The organism is Spiroplasma endosymbiont of Poecilobothrus nobilitatus (genome assembly GCF_964030655.1).
Taxonomy (GTDB): Bacteria; Bacillota_I; Bacilli_A; order Mycoplasmatales; family Mycoplasmataceae; genus Spiroplasma.
The window spans coordinates 1,308,450-1,328,729 of the sequence record NZ_OZ034915.1; the positions used below are offsets into that span (position 1 = coordinate 1,308,450).

A 20,280-nucleotide genomic window follows, 5' to 3' on the forward strand; every position below is an offset into this window, starting at 1 on the left:
AAGAAAATTTAAAACAATTTGGTTATCGAAGAATTACTAAATATTTAAAAGAAGATTATGGTATAAAATATAATTCAAAAAAAGTTTTAAGAATTATGCGTGATAATCAAATACAACCTGAATATGTAAGAAAAATGAGAAGAAAAATAAAGTATAAACAGAATAAAGAAAAAAGCTTATTGCAATATCCTGATTTAATTAAACGTAAATTCAATGATATAAAAACAAGGTTTTCAGTACTATATACTGATGTAACATATTTAATTTGAAAAGGAGAAAGATATTATCAATCAACAATTATTGATGGATATACTAAAGAAATAGTTGATGTAAAGTGATCTAAATATAATGACAATAAATTAGTAATGGATAATTTAAATGATGCAATTAATAAAATAAAATTAATAAAAAAAGATCTGAATGGAATAATAATTTACTCAGATCACGGATATCAATATACATCCACTATTTATCACGATAAATGTTTATCTAACGGTATTATAATTTCAATGGGGAAAAAATACCACTGTGCAGATAATATTGTTATAGAAAGTTTTCATTCATTACTTAAGAAAGCTACAATCCATAATAAAATATATAATTCACATGAAGAATATATACAAGATGTTATAAAATGAAATACATGATATTCAAATCGTAAAGAAAAAGATATAATTAAAAAATAGTAAATACTTTTTATTAGTACTTACTAAAATGGGTGCACTCTACATTCCATATTAATAAATTATTATATTTAATAAAAAAATGTATCTTAATGATAACAAAAATAAGTTATAAATAATTTTAAGATTAAAGAGAACATTGGATTTAAAAAAAATATTTTAGTTTTAGAATTAAATTTTACTTTATCAATATGTGTACAAATTATTTACTTAATTTAATAATATTTTTTTATTTTAAAATATAAGATTTATTTTATAGAAGGAAAAAAATATGAAAAAGAAATCAAAAAAGTGATGAATACTAAATTTCAATTTAATTTTTCTTGTTGTTTTACTTTTAAGTTTTATTTTATATGTATTATATTGTACTTATGGAAATTCAAAATTAATAGTTGGCTCAGTAAACCATCCTATTTTATTAAGCTCAATGATTACTGAAAATGATTTAGGAAATTAGGTCGTATAAAGAAAATAAGGGTTTTAGACAAATAAGAAAAAAAATACCTTTTTAATTTATTGAACTAAATAACATTTAAAAATAAAAACCCTTATTTTATTTATACGACCAACAATTAATACAAATGGGTTTCCTGTTCTAACAGAAAATCATATAAAAGATAAATTAAAAACAAAATATCATGATTTAAATATTGATGATATTAATGTAACAAATATTACGCAATGAAATGTAATAATTACAGCAAAAGATAGTAGTCTTTATAATGGGGAGTTACCAATTAAGTATGCGTGTAGTTGATGTAAAAAAAATTGGAGAGTTGTTAATTAAAGACAATTTCTAATAACTTTATTTAATGTAGTTATATCTAAAATTTTTAAATAGCATAAAATTTTAAGTATTTGCTTATGACAATTAATAAATTATTATAAAATTATTAATTTATCTTTTTAAAAAAGTTAATTTAATATTCAATTCCTTTACGAGCAGGAACTTTTTGATAAAAATAATGTTTTGTTGTTTGAACATGGCTAACTAAGTCAACAGCATTAATTAAATTATCAGTAATATGATGGCCAGAAAAAGCCATTTCAATATTTGAAGATTTTTTTTGAATAACTTCAATTAATTCTGCTTCAGAAATTAATTCATTATAAATACACAATAATAATTCATCAACAATAATTAAGTCAACTGTTGGGTCTTGACTTAATTTTTTTAATTCATTAAAACCAATTTGCATTTCTTTCTGTAAAATTGCTTTTTCTTGATCATTCATTTCTCAAAAAAATTTTGTACTTGATGAATAATAATTTATTATTTCTAGATTTGGATTAGCTAAATTTTGAAAAAATAACATTTCACCAGAAATCCGGTTTTTTAAAAAACGGAGATATTTAACATTTCATTGATATCCTAGAGCACGAATTGTCATTCCATTTAAAATTGATGTTTTACCTTTTCCGTCCCCATAATAAATATGACAATAACCTTTTTTGCATATTTCCCTCCTTATGTATAGAGTTATTGTACTAAAAATGTTTTATTTTGTGTTCATGTCTCTTGAATTAGTTAAAGAATAATTTTATCAAATTAATTGCAAAACATTTTTGACATTTTGCAATTAATTTGATAAATATTAAATCTGTTTTTTATTTTTTTATTTTTTTTATAAGATATTAGCGATAGTTTAATTTTTAATTATGCTATTAAAATTTTAGGAGGAGTTAATTAATAAAATGAAAAAATTATTTAGTATTTTTAGTGTTATAACACTAATCGGTGCAACTAGTTCAAATCTGACAAGTTGCAATAATCAAAATACTGAGGAACTTGAAGAAGATACTTCAGCAACAGATTTTGAAATGATAAATGAGATTAAAACAAGCGCAAGTAATCAAATTAATAATTATTTTAAATCAAAAATATATGTTGATAGTAAAAAGAAAAATTTAGCAGGTCTTTATGAAAAAGTAAACAGTGAGGAAATTTATTATAAATTAGATTTAAATAATTCAAAAGATAAAGCATTAGGTGATTACTTTATGAATGATTTTAATACTATTTTTGAATTAGTAAATCATAATTTAAGTATTACATATGTAAATTATTTTAAAAATAAAAGTCCTTTAACATTTGAAAAAGATTTAAGTACAATTGAAGTTAATTTTATTAATGTTGAAGGATTAAAAAATAAATTCCCAGTTGAGATTAATAATGAACCTTTTAATGGAGTGCGAGTTAATTTAAAAGCATTTGTAAGGAGTCAATATAAAAAAATCTTTTCAGATTTTGAAATACCAGTAGTTTATAATGTAACAGAGGATCCAACGGTTTTAAAAGAACTCTCAAGTGAAGCCACAAAGTCTTTATTAAAAAAACTTAATGAATATTTTCATAATTTAAAAAAAGTTGATTTTAGTACAAATGATATTTTTAAAAAATTATATGAAAAAGTGCAATGAGATTTTTCAGAAAACATTAAAGTTTTAGATGATGCTTTTAAAAAATCATTAAAAGTATTTATTAATAAGGATGAAAAGTTTAAAGATATGGATATAAGTTATAATAATGTCCCTTTGCTTGAAAAAGTAGCAAACGGAGAATTAAATAATAAAAATAAAGGACTTGATAATTTGGCGGATGTAAAAAATGCGCGAGAAATAACATTGTCAAATTGGTTTAAAGAACCTAATGAACCAAAAAGTATTAATAATGTAACAGCAAATGACTTTGTTAATTTCTATAAATATTATATTGGCAAGAGTTTAAATATTAATGATAATGATTCATTAAACTTAGGAAATTTTAAAATTAATTTAGGTTATTTAAATATTAATGGAATGAGTCTTTCGGGTTATGCAAAAAATATTGAAGATGATAATATAGGTGAAGATGTAATAATGACTTTAAATTTATCACGTACTGCAATTGACCAAAAATTAAATAATTGAGGAGAAATTATTATTGCTTTTTTAAAATATATTAATAAGGGTCCTTTTGCTAGAAAAGAGGGAGTTGAAATTATGGTATCAAATAGTTTATTTAAAGATTTTTTACAAAAAAATAAAACAGAGGGCTTAAAAGGAATAATTAAGACTTTGGTAACTAACTTTAAACGATCAACTGAAGCAAAAGATTTAAAAGATCTTAAATTATTTAATTTTATTGCACACCCACGTTTTGCTAAAACAATAGGACAAAATATAGACAATTATGATGGTTCATTTTTAATATGAGATGTTTCAAATTCTACTCCATGAGCAGTTTTATTTACCTTTGGACAAACTTTTAATAATGGTTTATATTATTGTTTTGCTTCGTCTTCAAATAATAAGGCGTTTAATAATAGTGTTTACTTTAAAATTGGCATTAAAAAGATTATTTATTAAATTGAAATTTGTTAATTAATTATTTTAAAAATAAATTCACCATTTTTTACTTAATAAATGATCAACAAAAAATATTTTATTATGATATTAACTTTAAATAAAAAGGTGATAAGTTTAAGCTATCAACTTAAATAAGCATTAAAGAGTTTTAATTTAAAACTCTTTTTTTATTTAGATAGGTAATATCCTTGCTTTTTTTTATTATAATGGAGAATAAGGCGATAGATTAATTTTGAAAAATTATAAATATAGTCTTAATCAAATAAGTATCAATAATGTTATTCAAAAGAAAGAGAAGGAATTAAAGTGCACCCATTTTAGTAAGTACTAATAAAAAGTATTTACTATTTTTTTAATTATATCTTTTTCTTTACGATTTGAATATCATGTATGGATAGGCTACAATTATTAGGACCATAATTATATAGACTTCAAAATTAGATAAAATTATTAATAAAGAAGGAATATAAAAATGGGAAATAAAACTTCATACTATGAAGAATTTAAAAAACAAATTGTCATGCTATATAAAAATGGTAAAAGTGTTATTAATCTAGGGCAAGAATATAATTTACCAAAACCAACTATTTATAGTTGAGTTAAAAATTATAATAATTCTGGTTCATTTAAAGCAAAAGACAATCGCACACTAGAAGAAAATGAAATAATAACTTTACGAAAAGAACTTAAAGACTTGAAAATGGAAAATGACATTTTAAAGCAAGCCGCACTGATAATGGCCAAAAAATAACAATAATTAATAACAACAAAACAAAATATTCAGTAAGAAAAATATGTAAGATTTTGGGTTTATCAAAATCAACGTATTATTATCAAACTAATAAATGTATTAACAAGCAAGTTAATAATTATGAACAAGAAATTATCAGTGCTTTTAATAAAAGTCGCAAAATTTATGGGGCTCGCAAAATTAAAGTTATTTTAAACAGAAAAGATATCATCTTATCGCGGCGAAAAATCAGATTCTTTATGATCAAAAATAATTTGGTTTTTAAATACACCAAATTAAAATATCATAATCATAAAACAACAGTCAATAATGACCAAATTAATAATATTTTAAATCGTCAATTTAACAACAAAAAACCTAATGAAGTTATTGTTAGTGATTTAACATATGTTAAAGTTGGCGCTAAATGACATTATATTTGTTTATTAATTGACTTGTTTAATCGTGAAATAATTGGTTATAGTGCTGGGCCGAATAAAACGGCCGAACTGGTCCAACAAGCTTTTCATAAAATAACACGACCATTAAATCAAATAACTCTATTTCATACTGATCGTGGTAATGAGTTTAAAAATAAAATCATTGATGAAATTTTAATAACTTTTAATATTAAAAGATCATTAAGCAATAAAGGCTGCCCTTATGATAATGCTGTGGCTGAAACAACTTACAAAACTTTTAAAACTGAATTTATTAAGGGTAAAAAATTTAAAAATTTAACACAATTAAAATAAGAACTTTTTGATTTTGTGCATTGATATAACAATATTCGAATTCATGGCAGTTTAAATTATTTATCTCCAGTTACTTTTAGAAAACAAATGTCTATATAAAAAGTGTCCTAAAAAGTGTTGCCATTCCAATCTCTTGTTCAAATTTATTCATGATTAAATGTTCTTCTTCCAGGTGGAAACTCAAAAGACATTAAACCAAACTTATTATTTCATAAATTATTTAAAAAATCAGTAACAATATTATTAACATTATCTTCATCAACTTTATGAAAACGATTTTGTTGCATTATTAATAATAATTCAAAAATTTTTTGTTCATCTGTTACATCAAAATTATCACTTGGTGGAAGATGATATTGCTTCGCTAACAAAGAAAAATAATATTTATGCATTCATTTTATTGCAGCTAAGCAAATTTCTTCTTTTGGTAAAATATCTTCTTTGATTGACCGTGTAAAAGCTAAATTCATTGCTACTTGTGGGTCATTAATTTTAGGCCATAAAATTCCCGGAGTATCAACTAAATCAATTTGATGATTTAATTTTAATCATTGTTGGCCTTTTGTTACACCTGGTTTATTACCAACTCGAGTTGAATTTCGTTTTATTAAAGCATTAATAAAAGTAGATTTTCCAACATTAGGAATGCCAATTACCATTACTTTTAGTTTTGGTGATTTAATTCCCCTATTTTTATCACGTTCAATTTTACCAGATAAAACAAAATAAATTTTTTCAATAATTAATTTTGTAATATTGCCATGCTTACTATCCAATAGTAAAACAGCAATTTGTTGAGATTGGTAATATTCAAGTCATGCCTTGGTGGCAACTGGGTCCGCTAAATCTTTTTTATTTAAAATAATTAACTTTGGTTTTAAACCACGTAAGTTATCAACCAACGGATTTGAAGAGGAAAACGAAATTCGACTATCAACAATTTCAATTACTAAATCAATTAATTTACTTTGCTCATCAATTTGTTTAATTGCCTTTGCCATGTGGCCAGGAAACCAATGAATATTTGTTGTCATTTTATTTTCCTCCTTTTAATTTTTTTTTTAAAATTTTTATCATTTTAAATAAAAATTATTTAACATAATCTTCAACTCATTCCAATGAAATTGCGGGAATTTTCTTCCCTTTTTTAATATCTTATAAAAATTTAGCACACAGAAATAAATTATCGGTTGTTTCACTGTCGGGTAAAGATAAGTTTGTTGTGTCATTAATTTAATAAATTCTTTAACAATTTGTTTTACTGATGATTTTGGTTGAATTCGAACACTATATGATGTTTCTATTTTTTTTGATATTTTGTTAATAATAATTGGAATGCTTTAATTGCTACTATTTCCGTATTATCTTCTATTTTAAAAAGTCCTAAAATTTCTGTATTTCAATAAACATTTGGTTGAGAAAAATTAATCCCCGTAATTGGTACTGTGTCAATAAATTCAACATTATTATAACGATAAATTTTTTCACGGGTAAAAAATATTCCTCTTACTTTTTTCAAATGATTCATTATTATCAAATATTTTTTCTAATAAAAGTTCTTTATTACTATCTGGTAAACTAATAATTAATATTTTCTTATTAGCATACTTTTTTAAAAGTTTCTTAAAATTGGTTAAACACCGCTGATATTATTTACTAGTTTGCTCTTCATGACATAATAACATTTGACAATAAATTTCTTGGCTATGATAATATTCCATTCATTTTTTTGTTTGTTCAACATCAGCTTTTTGTATGTTTGAAAATAAAATTATTCTTTTCACATCATTTAATTTCACATAATTTAAAAGATTAGCACCAGAATGTGCAATTCTTGCATCAACTACTTAAATAATAACATCAGCTGTTTCAACAAATTTATAAACCATCTTATTATTTTTAATAAATTCTTTGGGAATTGAAAATTTCTTATCACACATAATTGTGTTTCCTCCTTGTGTTATTATTTTAATACAAATTAAAAAGACTTTATTATAGTGCGCCCATTTTAGTAAGTACTAATAAAAAGTATTTACTATTTTTTAATTATATCTTTTTCTTTACGATTTGAATATCATGTATTTCATTTTATAACATCTTGTATATATTCTTCATGTGAATTATATTGGAATGGCAACACTTTTTAGGACACTTTTTATATAGACATTTGTTTTCTAAAAGTAACTGGAGATAAATAATTTAAACTGCCATGAATTCGAATATTGTTATATCAATGCACAAAATCAAAAAGTTCGTATTTTAATTGTGTTAAATTTTTAAATTTTTTACCCTTAATAAATTCAGTTTTAAAAGTTTTGTAAGTTGTTTCAGCCACAGCATTATCATAAGGGCGGCCTTTATTGCTTAATGATCTTTTAATATTAAAAGTTATTAAAATTTCATCAATGATTTTATTTTTAAACTCATTACCACGATCAGTATGAAATAGAGTTATTTGATTTAATGGTCGTGTTATTTTATGAAAATCTTGCTGGACCAGTTCGGCTGTTTTATTCGGCCCAGCACTATAACCAATTATTTCACGATTAAACAAGTCAATTAATAAACAAATATAATGTCATTTAGCGCCAACTTGAACATATGTTAAATCACTAACAATAACTTCATTAGGTTTTTTGTTGTTAAATTGACGATTTAAAATATTATTAATTTGGTCATTATTGACTGTTGTTTTATGATTATGATATTTTAATTTGGTGTATTTAGAAACCAAATTATTTTTGATCATAAAGAATCTGATTTTTCGCCGCGATAAGATGATATCTTTTCTGTTTAAAATAACTTTAATTTTGCGAGCCCCATAAATTTTGCGACTTTTATTAAAGGCACTGATAATTTCTTGTTAATAATTATTAACTTGCTTGTTAATACATTTATTAGTTTGATAATAATACGTTGATTTTGATAAACCCAAAATCTTACATATTTTTCTTACTGAATATTTTGTTTTGTTGTTATTAATTATTGTTATTTTTTGGCCATTATCAGTGCGGCTTGCTTTAAAATGTCATTTTCCATTTTCAAGTCTTTAAGTTCTTTTCGTAAAGTTATTATTTCATTTTCTTCTAGTGTGCGATTGTCTTTTGCTTTAAATGAACCAGAATTATTATAATTTTTAACTCAACTATAAATAGTTGGTTTTGGTAAATTATATTCTTGCCCTATATTAATAACACTTTTACCATTTTTATATAGCATGACAATTTGTTTTTTAAATTCTTCAGAGTATGAAGTTTTATTTCCCATTTTTATATTCCTTCTTTCTTAATAATTTTATCTAATTTTGAAGTCTATATAATTATGGTCCTAATAATTGTAGCCTATCCATATATTTTATTATGGATTGTAGCTTTCTTAAGTAATGAATGAAAACTTTCTATAACAATATTATCTGCACAGTGGTATTTTTTCCCCATTGAAATTATAATACCGTTAGATAAACATTTATCGTGATAAATAGTGGATGTATATTGATATCCGTGATCTGAGTGAATTATTATTCCATTCAGATCTTTTTTTATTAATTTTATTTTATTAATTGCATCATTTAAATTATCCATTACTAATTTATTGTCATTATATTTAGATCACTTTACATCAACTATTTCTTTAGTATATCCATCAATAATTGTTGATTGATAATATCTTTCTCCTTTTCAAATTAAATATGTTACATCAGTATATAGTACTGAAAACCTTGTTTTTATATCATTGAATTTACGTTTAATTAAATCAGGATATTGCAATAAGCTTTTTTCTTTATTCTGTTTATACTTTATTTTTCTTCTCATTTTTCTTACATATTTAGGTTGTATTTGATTATCACGAATAATTCTTAAAACTTTTTTTGAATTATATTTTATACCATAATCTTCTTTTAAATATTTAGTAATTCTTCGATAACCAAATTGTTTTAAATTTTCTTCATAGACTTTTACAATATCATTTATTGCTTTTTTATCTTTTTTGCTACTGTCATAATTTTTATATTTATTTCAATAACTACGTTTTAACCCTGTTACTTCTAGTAATAATTTTATTGAATATTCACGACAATTTTGTTTAATAAAAGAGACTATTCTTAGTTTGCTTAATTGTAAAAGTCATGGAGCTTTTTTAATAATTCATACCTTGTTTTATAATATTCTAAATTTCTTTTGCCAAAAGAAATTTTAGGTCCTTTAGGATTGTTTAATTTTTCTTTTTTATGATTTGTTCATCAAGATTCTACTGTATTTGCATTTATATTATATTGTTTTGCTACTATTCAACAACTTTTTTGTTTAATTTCCTCAATGATTTTTGTTCTAAATTCTGATGTATATTTGTTATATTTTTGTCCTTTTTTTTGCCATATAAAAATGCACCCCTTATAAAAATTTAACAAAATCTTTTTTTATTTTACTTACTTTTTGGGGTGCAGTCTTTATCAGTCTTTTAGGGTTATTTTGTTTTAATAATCTCTTTAATTCGAGCATCTTTACCAGTTCTATTACGCATGTAATAAATTCTAGCACGACGAACTCTTCCATATTTTACAATTTCAATCTTATCAATTAATGGCGAATGTAAAGGGAATTTTCTTTCAACGCCAGCTCCATTACTAATTTTGCGAATTGTAACTGATTCCGCAATTCCGCTACCTTGTAACTTAATTACTACTCCTTCAAAAGCTTGAATTCTAAACTTATTTCCTTCCTGGATTTTATAATGTACTTTAATTGTATCTCCTGAAGAAAATTGTGGCAAATCACTACGAAGTTGATCTTTTGTAATTTCTTCTGTTAAATTCATCTTCATAACTGTTTTTTTCCTTTCTGCGGTAGTTAAACCTTTTTTCGTTTTTAATTTTTTCTAATAATATTTGTTGTTCTGTGGTTAAATTTTTTTTTTCTAAAAGATCGAGACGTTTTAATCAAGTTTTTTTTAATGCTTCATATTCTCGTCATTGGGAAATTTTCTGATGATGACCACTTAATAAAACTTCAGGAACATAATGTCCATCATATTCAACTGGTTTTGTATAAACAGGATAATCTAATAGATTGTTAGAAAAAGAATCATTGAGATGTGATTGTGTATTAATTACATTTTCACATAAACGAGTAACACTATCAATTACAACCATACTAGCTAATTCACCACCAGTTAAAATATAATCACCAATTGATAATTCATAATCAATATAATATAAAACTCTTTCATCAAAGCCTTCATAATGCCCACAAACTAAAATTAAATCATTATCATTTGTCGCAAATTGTTGCACTTGTTCTTGAACATATTGCTTGCCTTGTGGTGTTAACAAAATTGTTACACTGTCTTTTGTTTGGTGAGCTTTAATCGCCGCCACTAATGGTTCAATCATTAAAACCATTCCTTCACCACCACCATATTGGTAATCATCAACTTGATGATGTTTGCCAATGCTATAATCACGAATATCAACAATTTTAATTGCAATTAATTTTTCATAAAGTGCTTTTTTAATAATTGATGTTGTCATAAAATTATTGAACATTTCTGGAAATAAAGTTAATACTGTAAACTTTTTCATTTTAAATCACCTTTTTTAAAATAATTTCTTGTTGTTGAAGATCAACTTGTTCAACATATGAATCAACATTTGGAATCATCATTAATGTAACATCTGTTGTTTTAATTTCAAAAACAAGATGTGCTTTAGTTTCAAATTGATTTACTAAAATCCCAATTTTTTTTTGATTATGAAAGACTGTAAAATTAATTAAATTTTCTCGATTAATAACTTCTGTGTAATTCAAATCTGCTTTTTGAGCAAATAAATAGCATTCTTTAAAAGATATTACCTCATTAATATTAGTAAACTCTTTAAACTTTAAAATATAATCTTGCTTAGTAGCAGTAATTTTAATTAATGTTACTTGCGTATACATCATTTGAACTTGAATAAACATTAATTTATTAAGCAATTTATTTATATTTTTAATGTTTATTAATAAAGTTGCTTTAATTTCGCCTTTAATTGCATGGGGCTTTTTAAGCTTAAAAATTTTTAATAAAGCTTCCATCTATAAAACATCAAACTTAATATTAACTTTATTTTGGTCAACATGTGCTCTAATATTTAATAAAGTTCTTAAGATATTAGCAATTATTCCTGCTTTACCATCAACATACCCTAGCACTTCTTCACTACACATTACTAATAAATTAATTTCTCCTACTTTTGTTGATGGCATTTGGCGAATTTCATAATATAATTCATTATCATTCTGACAAATTAGCGGATTAATTAAATTTTTAAGTTCAGTAATATACATTAATTAACACCACACTTAATTACAACTATTTTTTGGCATCTGTTGTTGTCTTTGCCTTTGGGATTCTTTGTTACCTTTGTTTTTTATCTGTGTTTCTGCCTTTTCTTTTGTGCTCTTTGTTGTTTTAACAGCATATTTTTCATTATGCAATTTAGTCATTAAACCTTCTTTACTTAACAAATTACGAACAGTATCAGTTGGTTGTGCTCCTGTTAATAATCATTTGTAAGCAAGATCATGATTAATTTTCACATCACCATTAATAGGATTATATGTTCCAATTAACTCAATATATTCTCCATCACGTTTGACACGAGCATCTATTGCAACAATTCGGTAGAATGCTGCTTTCTTTTTCCCTATTCTTTTTAAACGTAATTTTACCATTAATAATTTCCTTTCTAATTCTGCGTTCATGTTAAACTATAAAACTTAACATCCTTTATATAATACCTGAAATTAAAAAAGAGTCAAGTTTTTTAACTTAACACTTTATTTTTCGCTAATCATATTTTACTTCTTCAGAAAAATCATTTTTAAAAACATTTAACACTGATTGTGGAATAAAAACATCTTTTTTATGCAATGTCATCCCTTTTCCACTTGGAATGGCAAGGGTTTTTTGGACAAATTTTATGTAGAATAATAATTTCTGTATTGCACTGGTGTTAAATAATTTAGTTTGCTATGAATTCGAATATTATTGTATCAATTAATGCAATCAAATAATTCTAATTTAAACTGCTCAACGTTTTTAAATTTATTATTTTTAATAAATTCAGTTTTAAAAATTTTGTATGTTGATTCCGCAACAGCATTGTCATAAGGACAACCTGGTTTACTGTAAGATTTTTGAATCCCATTTTTAACTAACAGGTTATAAATAAGATTATTATTGAATTCACTGCCTTGATCAGTGTGAAATATTTTAATATTGCTTAATGAAAATTGAAGTTTATTAAAGCTGCTTTCAACTAATTTGGCATTTTTGTGTAAACTAACATCATAACCAATAAATTTCTCGATTAAATAAATCAACCAAGAAACAGACATAATATCATTTGTTACTAATAAAAAAATAGGTTAAATCACTGACAACAACTTCATGTAGTTTATAACTATCAAAATCTTGATTTAACAAATTGTTATATTTATATGTAACATCAGTTGTATTTGAATGTTTGTATTTTATTTTTGTATAATTTGAAATTAAGTTATATTTTTTCATTATGTTGCTGATTTTTACACGAGATAACATGATATTTTGCTGAGCTAATATAACTTTAATTTTGCGTGTTCCATAATTTTTACGACTTTTTTAGAAAAATACTGATAACAGCATTATCAATGTTTTGAGTATTCTTGGGATTATTTGCTTTTAATTGATAGTAATATGTTGATCTAGCAAATTTCAATGTTTTACATAAATTAATAATTGGATATTTTGCTTTGTTATTTTTAATGATTGCTATTTTTGGCGATTATCAGTGTTGCTTGCTTTAAAATGTCATTTTCCATTTCTAATTGTTTAACTTTTTTACGTAATTGAATTAATTCGTTTTCTTCTGGCGTTCTATTGTCTTTAGCTTTAAATGAGCCCGAGTTGCTAAATTGGTGAGCTCATTTCCAAACAGTAGATTTACCAATTTGATAATCATTGACTAATTGTTCAGGAGTTTGACCCATTTTGTAAATACCAACAATTTGTTGCTTAAATTCATCAGTATAATGATTCTTTGCCATAATTACACCTCCATTGTAGTTTAATTATAAATATTTACTCTACATTATTGTTGTCCAATTTATCTTAACCCATCCAAGATTTTTCTACAAAATTAAAGAAAATTTTTATATGCATCAAATTAAAATAATAAGTTTCGTGGCGTACGCGGAAATGGAATCACATCACGAATATTTGTCATTCCTGTCACATACATAATAAAACGTTCAAATCCTAATCCAAAACCCGCACTTTTATAATAGCCATATTTTCGTAAATCAATATATCATTGTAAATCTGTCGTTGGAATTTTTAGTTCATTACAACGACTAACAATTTTATCATAATCATTTTCACGAACACTACCGCCAACTAATTCTCAAATTCCTGGCACTAGTAAATCACACGCAGCAACTGTTTTATTGTCATCATTAATTTTCATATAAAATGCTTTAATTTCTTTTGGATAATTAAATAAAAAGGTTGGTTTTTTTGTTTCTATTTCACATAAATATCTTTCATGCTCAGTTTGCAAATCCATTCCTCAAAAAATATCTGTATTTTCAAATTTTTGACCTTTTGTAACAGCTTTCTGCAAAATTTCAATTGCTTTTGTATATGATAAATGAACAAATTCATCATTTAAAACACTTTTTAATCTTTCTAATAATTTATCATCAACATTACTATTTAAAAAGTCAAGTTCATGACTGTTGTTAACAAATAAATAATTAATAATATGCTTAATCATTTTTTCAATTAATGTCATATTTTCTTCCAGGTCAATAAAAGCAATTTCAGGCTCAATCATTCAAAATTCAGCAGCATGTCTTGTTGTATTAGAATTTTCAGCACGAAATGTTGGACCAAAAGTATAAACATTTCGAAAAGCTTGTGCAAATCCTTCAGCATGAAGTTGACCCGAAACAGTTAAACTAGCTTTTTTCCCAAAAAAATCTTCATTATAATTGTTATCAGTTCTTGTTGTTACAATAAATGATTCGCCAGCACCTTCAGCATCATTTCCGGTAATGATTGGTGTATGAACATAAATAAAATTATTTTTATTAAAAAATTCATGAATTGCAAAAGAACTACTACTACGAATTCGGAACACCGCATTAAAAGTGTTTGTTTTTGCACGTAAATGAGCAATTTCACGTAAATATTCATAAGAATGCTCTTTTTTTTGTAATGGATAATCTTCACTTGCCTCATCAAAAATTTCAATTACGGATGCTTGAATTTCAAACGGTTGTTTGGCGGGTGGTGTTACACAAAACTTTCCAACTACTTTAATTGCTGATGAAATTCGTAAACTACTAATTGCTAAAAAATTAGCAAGTTGCTCCGCTTTATAAACAATTTGCACATTATTAAAAACTGTTCCATCATTCATAACTAAAAAACCTATTTTACCACTACTGCGATTAGAACGAACTCACCCCAAAATTGTAACTTCACTTTGATCTTTAACTTGATCTTGGTATAGCTCTAAAACTGTTGTCATTTTTTTTCTCCTTTCTGGTAGTATTCATTATTCTTAGGTTTTTAATAAAATTAAATAATTAGAAACAAATTAGGTTTCGCTTATAACTAAATGATAACAAAATTTATAAAAAATTCAACTTCTTTTAAAAATATAATTTTTAGTTGAAAAAATAATCTATAAAATTATGAATTTTGCATTGGAATGGCAACACTTTTTAGGGCACTTTTTATATAGACATTTGTTTTCTAAAAGTAACTGGAGATAAATAATTTAAACTGCCATGAATTCGAATATTGTTATATCAATGCACAAAATCAAAAAGTTCGTATTTTAATTGTGTTAAATTTTTAAATTTTTTACCCTTAATAAATTCAGTTTTAAAAGTTTTGTAAGTTGTTTCAGCCACAGCATTATCATAAGGGCAGCCTTTATTGCTTAATGATCTTTTAATATTAAAAGTTATTAAAATTTCATCAATGATTTTATTTTTAAACTCATTACCACGATCAGTATGAAATAGAGTTATTTGATTTAATGGTCGTGTTATTTTATGAAAAGCTTGTTGGACCAGTTCGGCTGTTTTATTCGACCCAGCACTATAACCAATTATTTCACGATTAAACAAGTCAATTAATAAACAAATATAATGTCATTTAGCGCCAACTTTAACATATGTTAAATCACTAACAATAACTTCATTAGGTTTTTTGTTGTTAAATTGACGATTTAAAATATTATTAATTTGGTCATTATTGACTGTTGTTTTATGATTATGATATTTTAATTTGGTGTATTTAGAAACCAAATTATTTTTGATCATAAATAATCTTATTTTTCGCCGCGATAAGATGATATCTTTTCTGTTTAAAATAACTTTAATTTTGCGAGCCCCATAAATTTTGCGACTTTTATTAAAAGCACTGATAATTTCTTGTTCATAATTATTAACTTGCTTGTTAATACATTTATTAGTTTGATAATAATATGGAATGGCAACACTTTTTAGGACACTTTTTATATATACATTTGTTTTCTAAAAGTAACTGGAGATAAATAATTTAAACTGCCATGAATTCGAATATTGTTATATAAATGCACAAAATCAAAAAGTTCGTATTTTAGTTGTGTTAAATTTTTAAATTTTTTACCCTTAATAAATTCAGTTTTAAAAGTTTTGTAAGTTGTTTCATCCACAGCACTATCATAAGGGCAGCCTTTATTGCTTAATGATCTTTTAATATTAAAAGTTATTAAAATTTCATCAATGATTTTATTTTTAAACTCATTACCACGATCAGTATGAAATAGAGTTATTTGATTTAATGGTCGTGTTATTTTATGAAAAGCTTGTTGGACAAGTTCGGCTGTTTTATTCGGCCCAGCACTATAACCAATTATTTCACGATTAAACAAGTCAATTAATAAACAAATATAATGTCATTTAGCGCCAACTTGAACATATGTTAAATCACTAACAATAACTTCATTAGGTTTTTTGTTGTTAAATTGACGATTTAAAATATTATTAATTTGGTCATTATTGACTGTTGTTTTATGATTATGATATTTTAATTTGGTGTATTTAGAAACCAAATTATTTTTGATCATAAAGAATCTGATTTTTCGCCGCGATAAGATGATATCTTTTCTGTTTAAAATAACTTTAATTTTGCGAGCCCCATAAATTTTGCGACTTTTATTAAAAGCACTGATAATTTCTTGTTCATAATTATTAACTTGCTTGTTAATACATTTATTAGTTTGATAATAATACGTTGATTTTGATAAACCCAAAATCTTACATATTTTTCTTACTGAATATTTTGTTTTGTTGTTATTAATTATTGTTATTTTTTGGCCATTATCAGTGCGGCTTGCTTTAAAATGTCATTTTCCATTTTCAAGTCTTTAAGTTCTTTTCGTAAAGTTATTATTTCATTTTCTTCTAGTGTGCGATTGTCTTTTGCTTTAAATGAACCAGAATTATTATAATTTTTAACTCAACTATAAATAGTTGGTTTTGGTAAATTATATTCTTGCCCTAGATTAATAACACTTTTACCATTTTTATATAGCATGACAATTTGTTTTTTAAATTCTTCAGAGTATGAAGTTTTATTTCCCATTTTTATATTCCTTCTTTCTTAATAATTTTATCTAATTTTGAAGTCTATATAATTATGGTCCTAATAATTGTAGCCTATCCAGAAATCAATAAATTTCACTGTTCATAATTTAAATGACTTCAATACGTAAAATGATCACGAAAAGCATCAAAACTAGCACGACATTTTTTACATAAATATTTTTGTTTTCCTTCAGGATTATGACCATTTTTAACACAATAAAAAGATTGACAATTAGGACATTTAATACCTTTATCCCTAAATTTTTGATCAATTTCATTTAAGCGTTTTTGTTTTTTAATTAATTCTGCTTCTTTTTTGACTTTTTCATGAAATTCTAAAAATTGATCATCTGTTAAACTATTTATTAATTATTCAATTATTTTTTCCATTAATTATTTACATCTTATATTAAAAATATACCTAATTTTAGGTATATTTCATAAATATCAAGAGTTTTCTACAAAATTAAAGAATTATTTTAAACTCTTTTCGCATAAAAATAATCTTATAATATGATGATTGAAATTTATAATTATTTAATTAAATTACCTAATTAAAGTTTTATAAATTATCTTGCATTAATCTTAAGAATAAGTTATAGTTAACGTGTGATAAAAAAATAAAATGCTGATATATGTTAGTATTATGGACTAATGTTTCTACATCTTACCGTCATTAAGATACTATAAAGCATAATTTTTTTTGTTTTATTTTCGTAAATTTAACAAAAATAATTTGCATAACCTATTTCGCATATTAGCAATGATAGTTTATGCTTTTATTTTTTTATTTTGTAAAGGAGAATAACAATTGTGAAAATAGACAAATTAGAATTATATCTATCAGAGGATAAAATTCAAGATAAAATTAAGGATTATGCGGAAAAATTAAATAAATTATACGCGGGGAAAACGTTATATTGTATTGGTTTACTAAATGGAGCATTATTTTTTATGAGTGATTTGTTAAAACAACTTAAAGTTCAAATTGTGATTGATACAATGAGTATTTCAAGTTATATTGGAACTCAGTCAACAAATAAAATTACTATTCATAAGGATATTTCAAAAGATATTACTGGACAAGATGTTTTATTAATTGAAGATTTGATTGATACTGGTAAAACATTATCGGCTGTCATTGAACAAATTCAAGCAAAAAAACCAAATAGTTTACGAGTAGTTTGCTTAGCAGATAAACTTGCTATGCATCCAAATTTTAATTATCCCTATGATGCACTATTTACTGTTCCAAATGAGTTTATTGTTGGTTATGGTTTTGATTATAATGACCAATTTCGACAATTACCGAATGTATATATATGGAGAGGTGAATAAATGAAAACAACAAATAAAATTATTATTTTAGATTTTGGGTCACAATATACTCAATTAATTGCCCGTCGGATTCGTGACTTAGAAGTATATTGTGAAGTATGACCATATAATACAGCATTAGAAAAAATTAAAACAACACCAATGAAAGGAATTATTTTATCAGGTGGGCCTGCTTCTGTTTATGCAGAAGATGCATTTTTAATTGATAAACAATTGTTTGAATTAAAAGTTCCTGTTTTAGGAATTTGTTATGGAATGCAATTAATAAGTAATTTACATGGAGGGACAGTACAACGAGCAACAAAACAAGAATTTGGTTTTTCAGAATTAATTATTGATAATCAAGAAGATTTGTTTGCGAACATCCCTGTTAAATCACAAGTGTGAATGAGTCATGCTGATCATATTGAAGGAATGCCAACAGATTTTATTCAAATTGCTCATAGTGAAAATTCAATTAGTGCAATTAAACATTCAGAAAAGAAAATTTATGGTTTACAATTTCATCCGGAAGTAACCCACACTTTAATTGGCCAACAATTATTAAGTAATTTTGTTTTTAACATTTGTGGTTGCGAACCAAAATGAAAAATTACAGATTTTATTTCAGCAGCAACAACCGAGATTAAGACTAAAGTTGAAACTGATAATGTTGTTTTAGCATTATCAGGTGGCGTTGATTCTAGTGTTTGTGCAGTTTTATTACATAAAGCAATTGGAAAACAATTAACATGTATTTTTGTTGACACCGGATTATTACGACAAGATAGTGGATGAAATGATTTACAAAAATTTCAAGAAAAATTTAAATTAAATATTATTAAAATTAATGCTCAAGAAAGATTTTTAACTGGCTTAAAGGGAGTTACTAATCCAGAAGAAAAGCGAAAAATTATTGGGAATTTATTTATTGAAATTTTTAATGAAGAAGCAATAAAAATTCAAAATGTTAAATGATTAGGACAAGGAACAATTTATCCAGATGTGATTGAATCTGTCTCAGTGAAAGGACCATCTGCCACAATTAAATCTCATCATAATGTTGGGGGGTTACCAAAGGATTTACCATTTCAATTAATTGAACCATTACGTGAATTATTTAAAGATGAAGTTCGCCGAACTGGCGATGCATTAGGCATCGATTCTAAATTTGTGTATAAGCATCCGTTCCCAGGGCCGGGGTTAGCAGTCCGTATTATTGGTGAAATTACCGCAGAGAAAGTAGCTTTATTACAAGCGGCTGATCAAATTTTTATTGATGAATTATATCAGGCAAATTTATATGATCAAGTTGCACAAGCATTTGTTGTTTTATTACCTGTCCAGTCAGTTGGTGTAATGGGCGATGTACGAACATATGGATACACTGCTGTCGTGCGCAGTGTTGATACAACTGATTTTATGACAGCAAATTGAAGTCGGTTGCCATTTGAATTATTGGAAAAAGTATCAGCTCGAATTGTAAGCGAAGTTCATGGAATTAATCGAATTACTTATGATATTACATCAAAACCGCCAGGAACAATTGAATGGGAATAAAAAAAATATTAATAAATTCTTTACATTAATGTTAAAAAATGTTATTATTATTTGCAGGAATGTTGAAGTACAAAATGCAAATTGGTTTGATGAAAGAATTTGAATTTTTTTTACAAAAAAAGAAGATTCTTTTTGATATTTTTAATATTCTACAAAATAAAACAATAATTAATGTTAATAATGAAATTTACTAGTTAGTAATAATTTACAAACTAGTTTTTTTA

General features: G+C 24.8%; 22 protein-coding genes, 4 pseudogenes and 1 riboswitch. Of the genes and pseudogenes, 6 read left to right on the forward strand and 20 right to left on the reverse strand.

What is annotated here, in order from left to right; translation table 4 throughout:
- Window positions 1-8: 8 nt before the first annotated feature.
- Together AAHM76_RS08740 and AAHM76_RS07565 are read left to right on the forward strand one after the other, a co-directional pair.
- Window positions 9-74, forward strand: a pseudogene (locus tag AAHM76_RS08740) (hypothetical protein); the annotation flags it as partial.
- Between the two features lie 21 nt (window positions 75-95).
- A complete protein-coding gene (locus AAHM76_RS07565) occupies window positions 96-686 on the forward strand; it encodes a DDE-type integrase/transposase/recombinase (RefSeq protein ID WP_342256015.1) in 591 nt (196 codons plus the stop codon).
- Between the two features lie 917 nt (window positions 687-1,603).
- Here the strand turns inward: AAHM76_RS07565 and AAHM76_RS07570 are convergent.
- Window positions 1,604-2,179: a cob(I)yrinic acid a,c-diamide adenosyltransferase gene (locus tag AAHM76_RS07570; protein ID WP_342256869.1), complete on the reverse strand. Its 576-nt coding sequence runs from the start codon at window positions 2,177-2,179 to the stop codon at window positions 1,604-1,606.
- A gap of 199 nt (window positions 2,180-2,378) precedes the next feature.
- Between AAHM76_RS07570 and AAHM76_RS07575 the strand changes: the two genes are divergently transcribed.
- Both AAHM76_RS07575 and AAHM76_RS07580 read left to right on the forward strand, forming a co-directional pair.
- The gene (locus AAHM76_RS07575) at window positions 2,379-4,031 is read left to right on the forward strand and encodes a hypothetical protein (RefSeq protein ID WP_342256016.1); all 1,653 of its coding nucleotides are present in this window, start codon (window positions 2,379-2,381) and stop codon (window positions 4,029-4,031) included.
- Between the two features lie 472 nt (window positions 4,032-4,503).
- Window positions 4,504-5,615, forward strand: a pseudogene (locus tag AAHM76_RS07580) (IS3 family transposase).
- A gap of 44 nt (window positions 5,616-5,659) precedes the next feature.
- Here AAHM76_RS07580 and ylqF read toward each other — a convergent pair.
- The 19 genes and pseudogenes from ylqF to AAHM76_RS08750 all read right to left on the reverse strand — a co-directional run bounded on the left by ylqF (window position 5,660) and on the right by AAHM76_RS08750 (window position 17,548).
- Window positions 5,660-6,550, reverse strand: a complete 891-nt coding sequence (gene ylqF / locus AAHM76_RS07585; protein ID WP_342256017.1) for a ribosome biogenesis GTPase YlqF — start codon at window positions 6,548-6,550, stop codon at window positions 5,660-5,662.
- A 266-nt stretch (window positions 6,551-6,816) separates the two neighbouring features.
- Window positions 6,817-7,044 carry a hypothetical protein gene (locus AAHM76_RS07590; protein WP_342256018.1) on the reverse strand — a complete coding sequence of 76 codons (228 nt, stop codon included), beginning with the start codon at window positions 7,042-7,044 and terminating at the stop codon, window positions 6,817-6,819.
- A gap of 121 nt (window positions 7,045-7,165) precedes the next feature.
- Window positions 7,166-7,300, reverse strand: coding sequence for a hypothetical protein (locus AAHM76_RS07595; protein ID WP_342256019.1), 135 nt, complete (start codon window positions 7,298-7,300; stop codon window positions 7,166-7,168).
- A gap of 371 nt (window positions 7,301-7,671) precedes the next feature.
- Window positions 7,672-8,783: pseudogene (locus AAHM76_RS07600) on the reverse strand (IS3 family transposase).
- Window positions 8,784-8,857: 74 nt separating this feature from the next.
- A complete protein-coding gene (locus AAHM76_RS07605; protein ID WP_342256020.1) occupies window positions 8,858-9,328 on the reverse strand; it encodes a DDE-type integrase/transposase/recombinase in 471 nt (156 codons plus the stop codon).
- 60 nt (window positions 9,329-9,388) lie between these two features.
- Window positions 9,389-9,661, reverse strand: a pseudogene (locus tag AAHM76_RS08745) (hypothetical protein); the annotation flags it as partial.
- The gene (locus tag AAHM76_RS07610) at window positions 9,628-9,924 is read right to left on the reverse strand and encodes a transposase (protein ID WP_342256021.1); all 297 of its coding nucleotides are present in this window, start codon (window positions 9,922-9,924) and stop codon (window positions 9,628-9,630) included. The gene AAHM76_RS07610 and the pseudogene AAHM76_RS08745, both read right to left, overlap by 34 nt.
- A 56-nt stretch (window positions 9,925-9,980) precedes the next feature.
- The gene (rplS, locus tag AAHM76_RS07615; RefSeq protein WP_425289430.1) at window positions 9,981-10,337 is read right to left on the reverse strand and encodes a 50S ribosomal protein L19; all 357 of its coding nucleotides are present in this window, start codon (window positions 10,335-10,337) and stop codon (window positions 9,981-9,983) included.
- The gene (gene trmD / locus AAHM76_RS07620; protein ID WP_342256022.1) at window positions 10,291-11,094 is read right to left on the reverse strand and encodes a tRNA (guanosine(37)-N1)-methyltransferase TrmD; all 804 of its coding nucleotides are present in this window, start codon (window positions 11,092-11,094) and stop codon (window positions 10,291-10,293) included. Before trmD ends, rplS begins: the two co-directional genes overlap by 47 nt.
- A 1-nt stretch (window position 11,095) precedes the next feature.
- Window positions 11,096-11,587 carry a 16S rRNA processing protein RimM gene (locus tag AAHM76_RS07625; protein WP_342256023.1) on the reverse strand — a complete coding sequence of 164 codons (492 nt, stop codon included), beginning with the start codon at window positions 11,585-11,587 and terminating at the stop codon, window positions 11,096-11,098.
- On the reverse strand, window positions 11,588-11,839 hold the full coding sequence (locus tag AAHM76_RS07630) for a hypothetical protein (RefSeq protein WP_342256024.1): 252 nt from the start codon (window positions 11,837-11,839) through the stop codon (window positions 11,588-11,590). It abuts the gene before it with no gap.
- Between the two features lie 15 nt (window positions 11,840-11,854).
- Window positions 11,855-12,226 (reverse strand): 30S ribosomal protein S16, encoded by a 372-nt coding sequence (gene rpsP / locus AAHM76_RS07635; RefSeq protein ID WP_342256025.1) that lies wholly within the window; start codon window positions 12,224-12,226, stop codon window positions 11,855-11,857.
- Window positions 12,227-12,472: 246 nt separating this feature from the next.
- On the reverse strand, window positions 12,473-12,877 hold the full coding sequence (locus AAHM76_RS07640) for an IS3 family transposase (RefSeq protein WP_342256026.1): 405 nt from the start codon (window positions 12,875-12,877) through the stop codon (window positions 12,473-12,475).
- Window positions 12,837-13,097: a hypothetical protein gene (locus AAHM76_RS07645; RefSeq protein WP_342256027.1), complete on the reverse strand. Its 261-nt coding sequence runs from the start codon at window positions 13,095-13,097 to the stop codon at window positions 12,837-12,839. The genes AAHM76_RS07640 and AAHM76_RS07645 overlap by 41 nt, the downstream gene beginning before the upstream one ends.
- A gap of 200 nt (window positions 13,098-13,297) precedes the next feature.
- Window positions 13,298-13,582 (reverse strand): transposase, encoded by a 285-nt coding sequence (locus AAHM76_RS07650; protein WP_342256028.1) that lies wholly within the window; start codon window positions 13,580-13,582, stop codon window positions 13,298-13,300.
- A 119-nt stretch (window positions 13,583-13,701) separates the two neighbouring features.
- A complete protein-coding gene (gene asnS, locus AAHM76_RS07655) occupies window positions 13,702-15,069 on the reverse strand; it encodes an asparagine--tRNA ligase (RefSeq protein WP_342256029.1) in 1,368 nt (455 codons plus the stop codon).
- Between the two features lie 208 nt (window positions 15,070-15,277).
- Window positions 15,278-16,069: an IS3 family transposase gene (locus AAHM76_RS07660; protein ID WP_342256871.1), complete on the reverse strand. Its 792-nt coding sequence runs from the start codon at window positions 16,067-16,069 to the stop codon at window positions 15,278-15,280.
- A protein-coding gene (locus AAHM76_RS07665; RefSeq protein ID WP_342256030.1) for an IS3 family transposase occupies window positions 16,066-17,177 on the reverse strand; the annotation gives its coding sequence in 2 pieces (ribosomal slippage) (window positions 16,066-16,934 and window positions 16,934-17,177; 1,113 coding nt in all). The genes AAHM76_RS07660 and AAHM76_RS07665 overlap by 4 nt, the downstream gene beginning before the upstream one ends.
- A gap of 74 nt (window positions 17,178-17,251) precedes the next feature.
- Window positions 17,252-17,548: an IS1/IS1595 family N-terminal zinc-binding domain-containing protein gene (locus AAHM76_RS08750; RefSeq protein WP_425289493.1), complete on the reverse strand. Its 297-nt coding sequence runs from the start codon at window positions 17,546-17,548 to the stop codon at window positions 17,252-17,254.
- Between the two features lie 241 nt (window positions 17,549-17,789).
- Window positions 17,790-17,886: riboswitch (purine riboswitch) on the forward strand.
- Between the two features lie 106 nt (window positions 17,887-17,992).
- On the opposite strand from AAHM76_RS08750, the gene hpt reads away from it, so the two are divergent.
- Entirely contained in the window at window positions 17,993-18,517 is a 525-nt protein-coding gene (gene hpt / locus AAHM76_RS07670) for a hypoxanthine phosphoribosyltransferase (RefSeq protein WP_342256031.1), read from the forward strand.
- Window positions 18,518-20,056 carry a glutamine-hydrolyzing GMP synthase gene (guaA, locus tag AAHM76_RS07675; protein ID WP_342256032.1) on the forward strand — a complete coding sequence of 513 codons (1,539 nt, stop codon included), beginning with the start codon at window positions 18,518-18,520 and terminating at the stop codon, window positions 20,054-20,056.
- Window positions 20,057-20,280 lie beyond the last annotated feature (224 nt).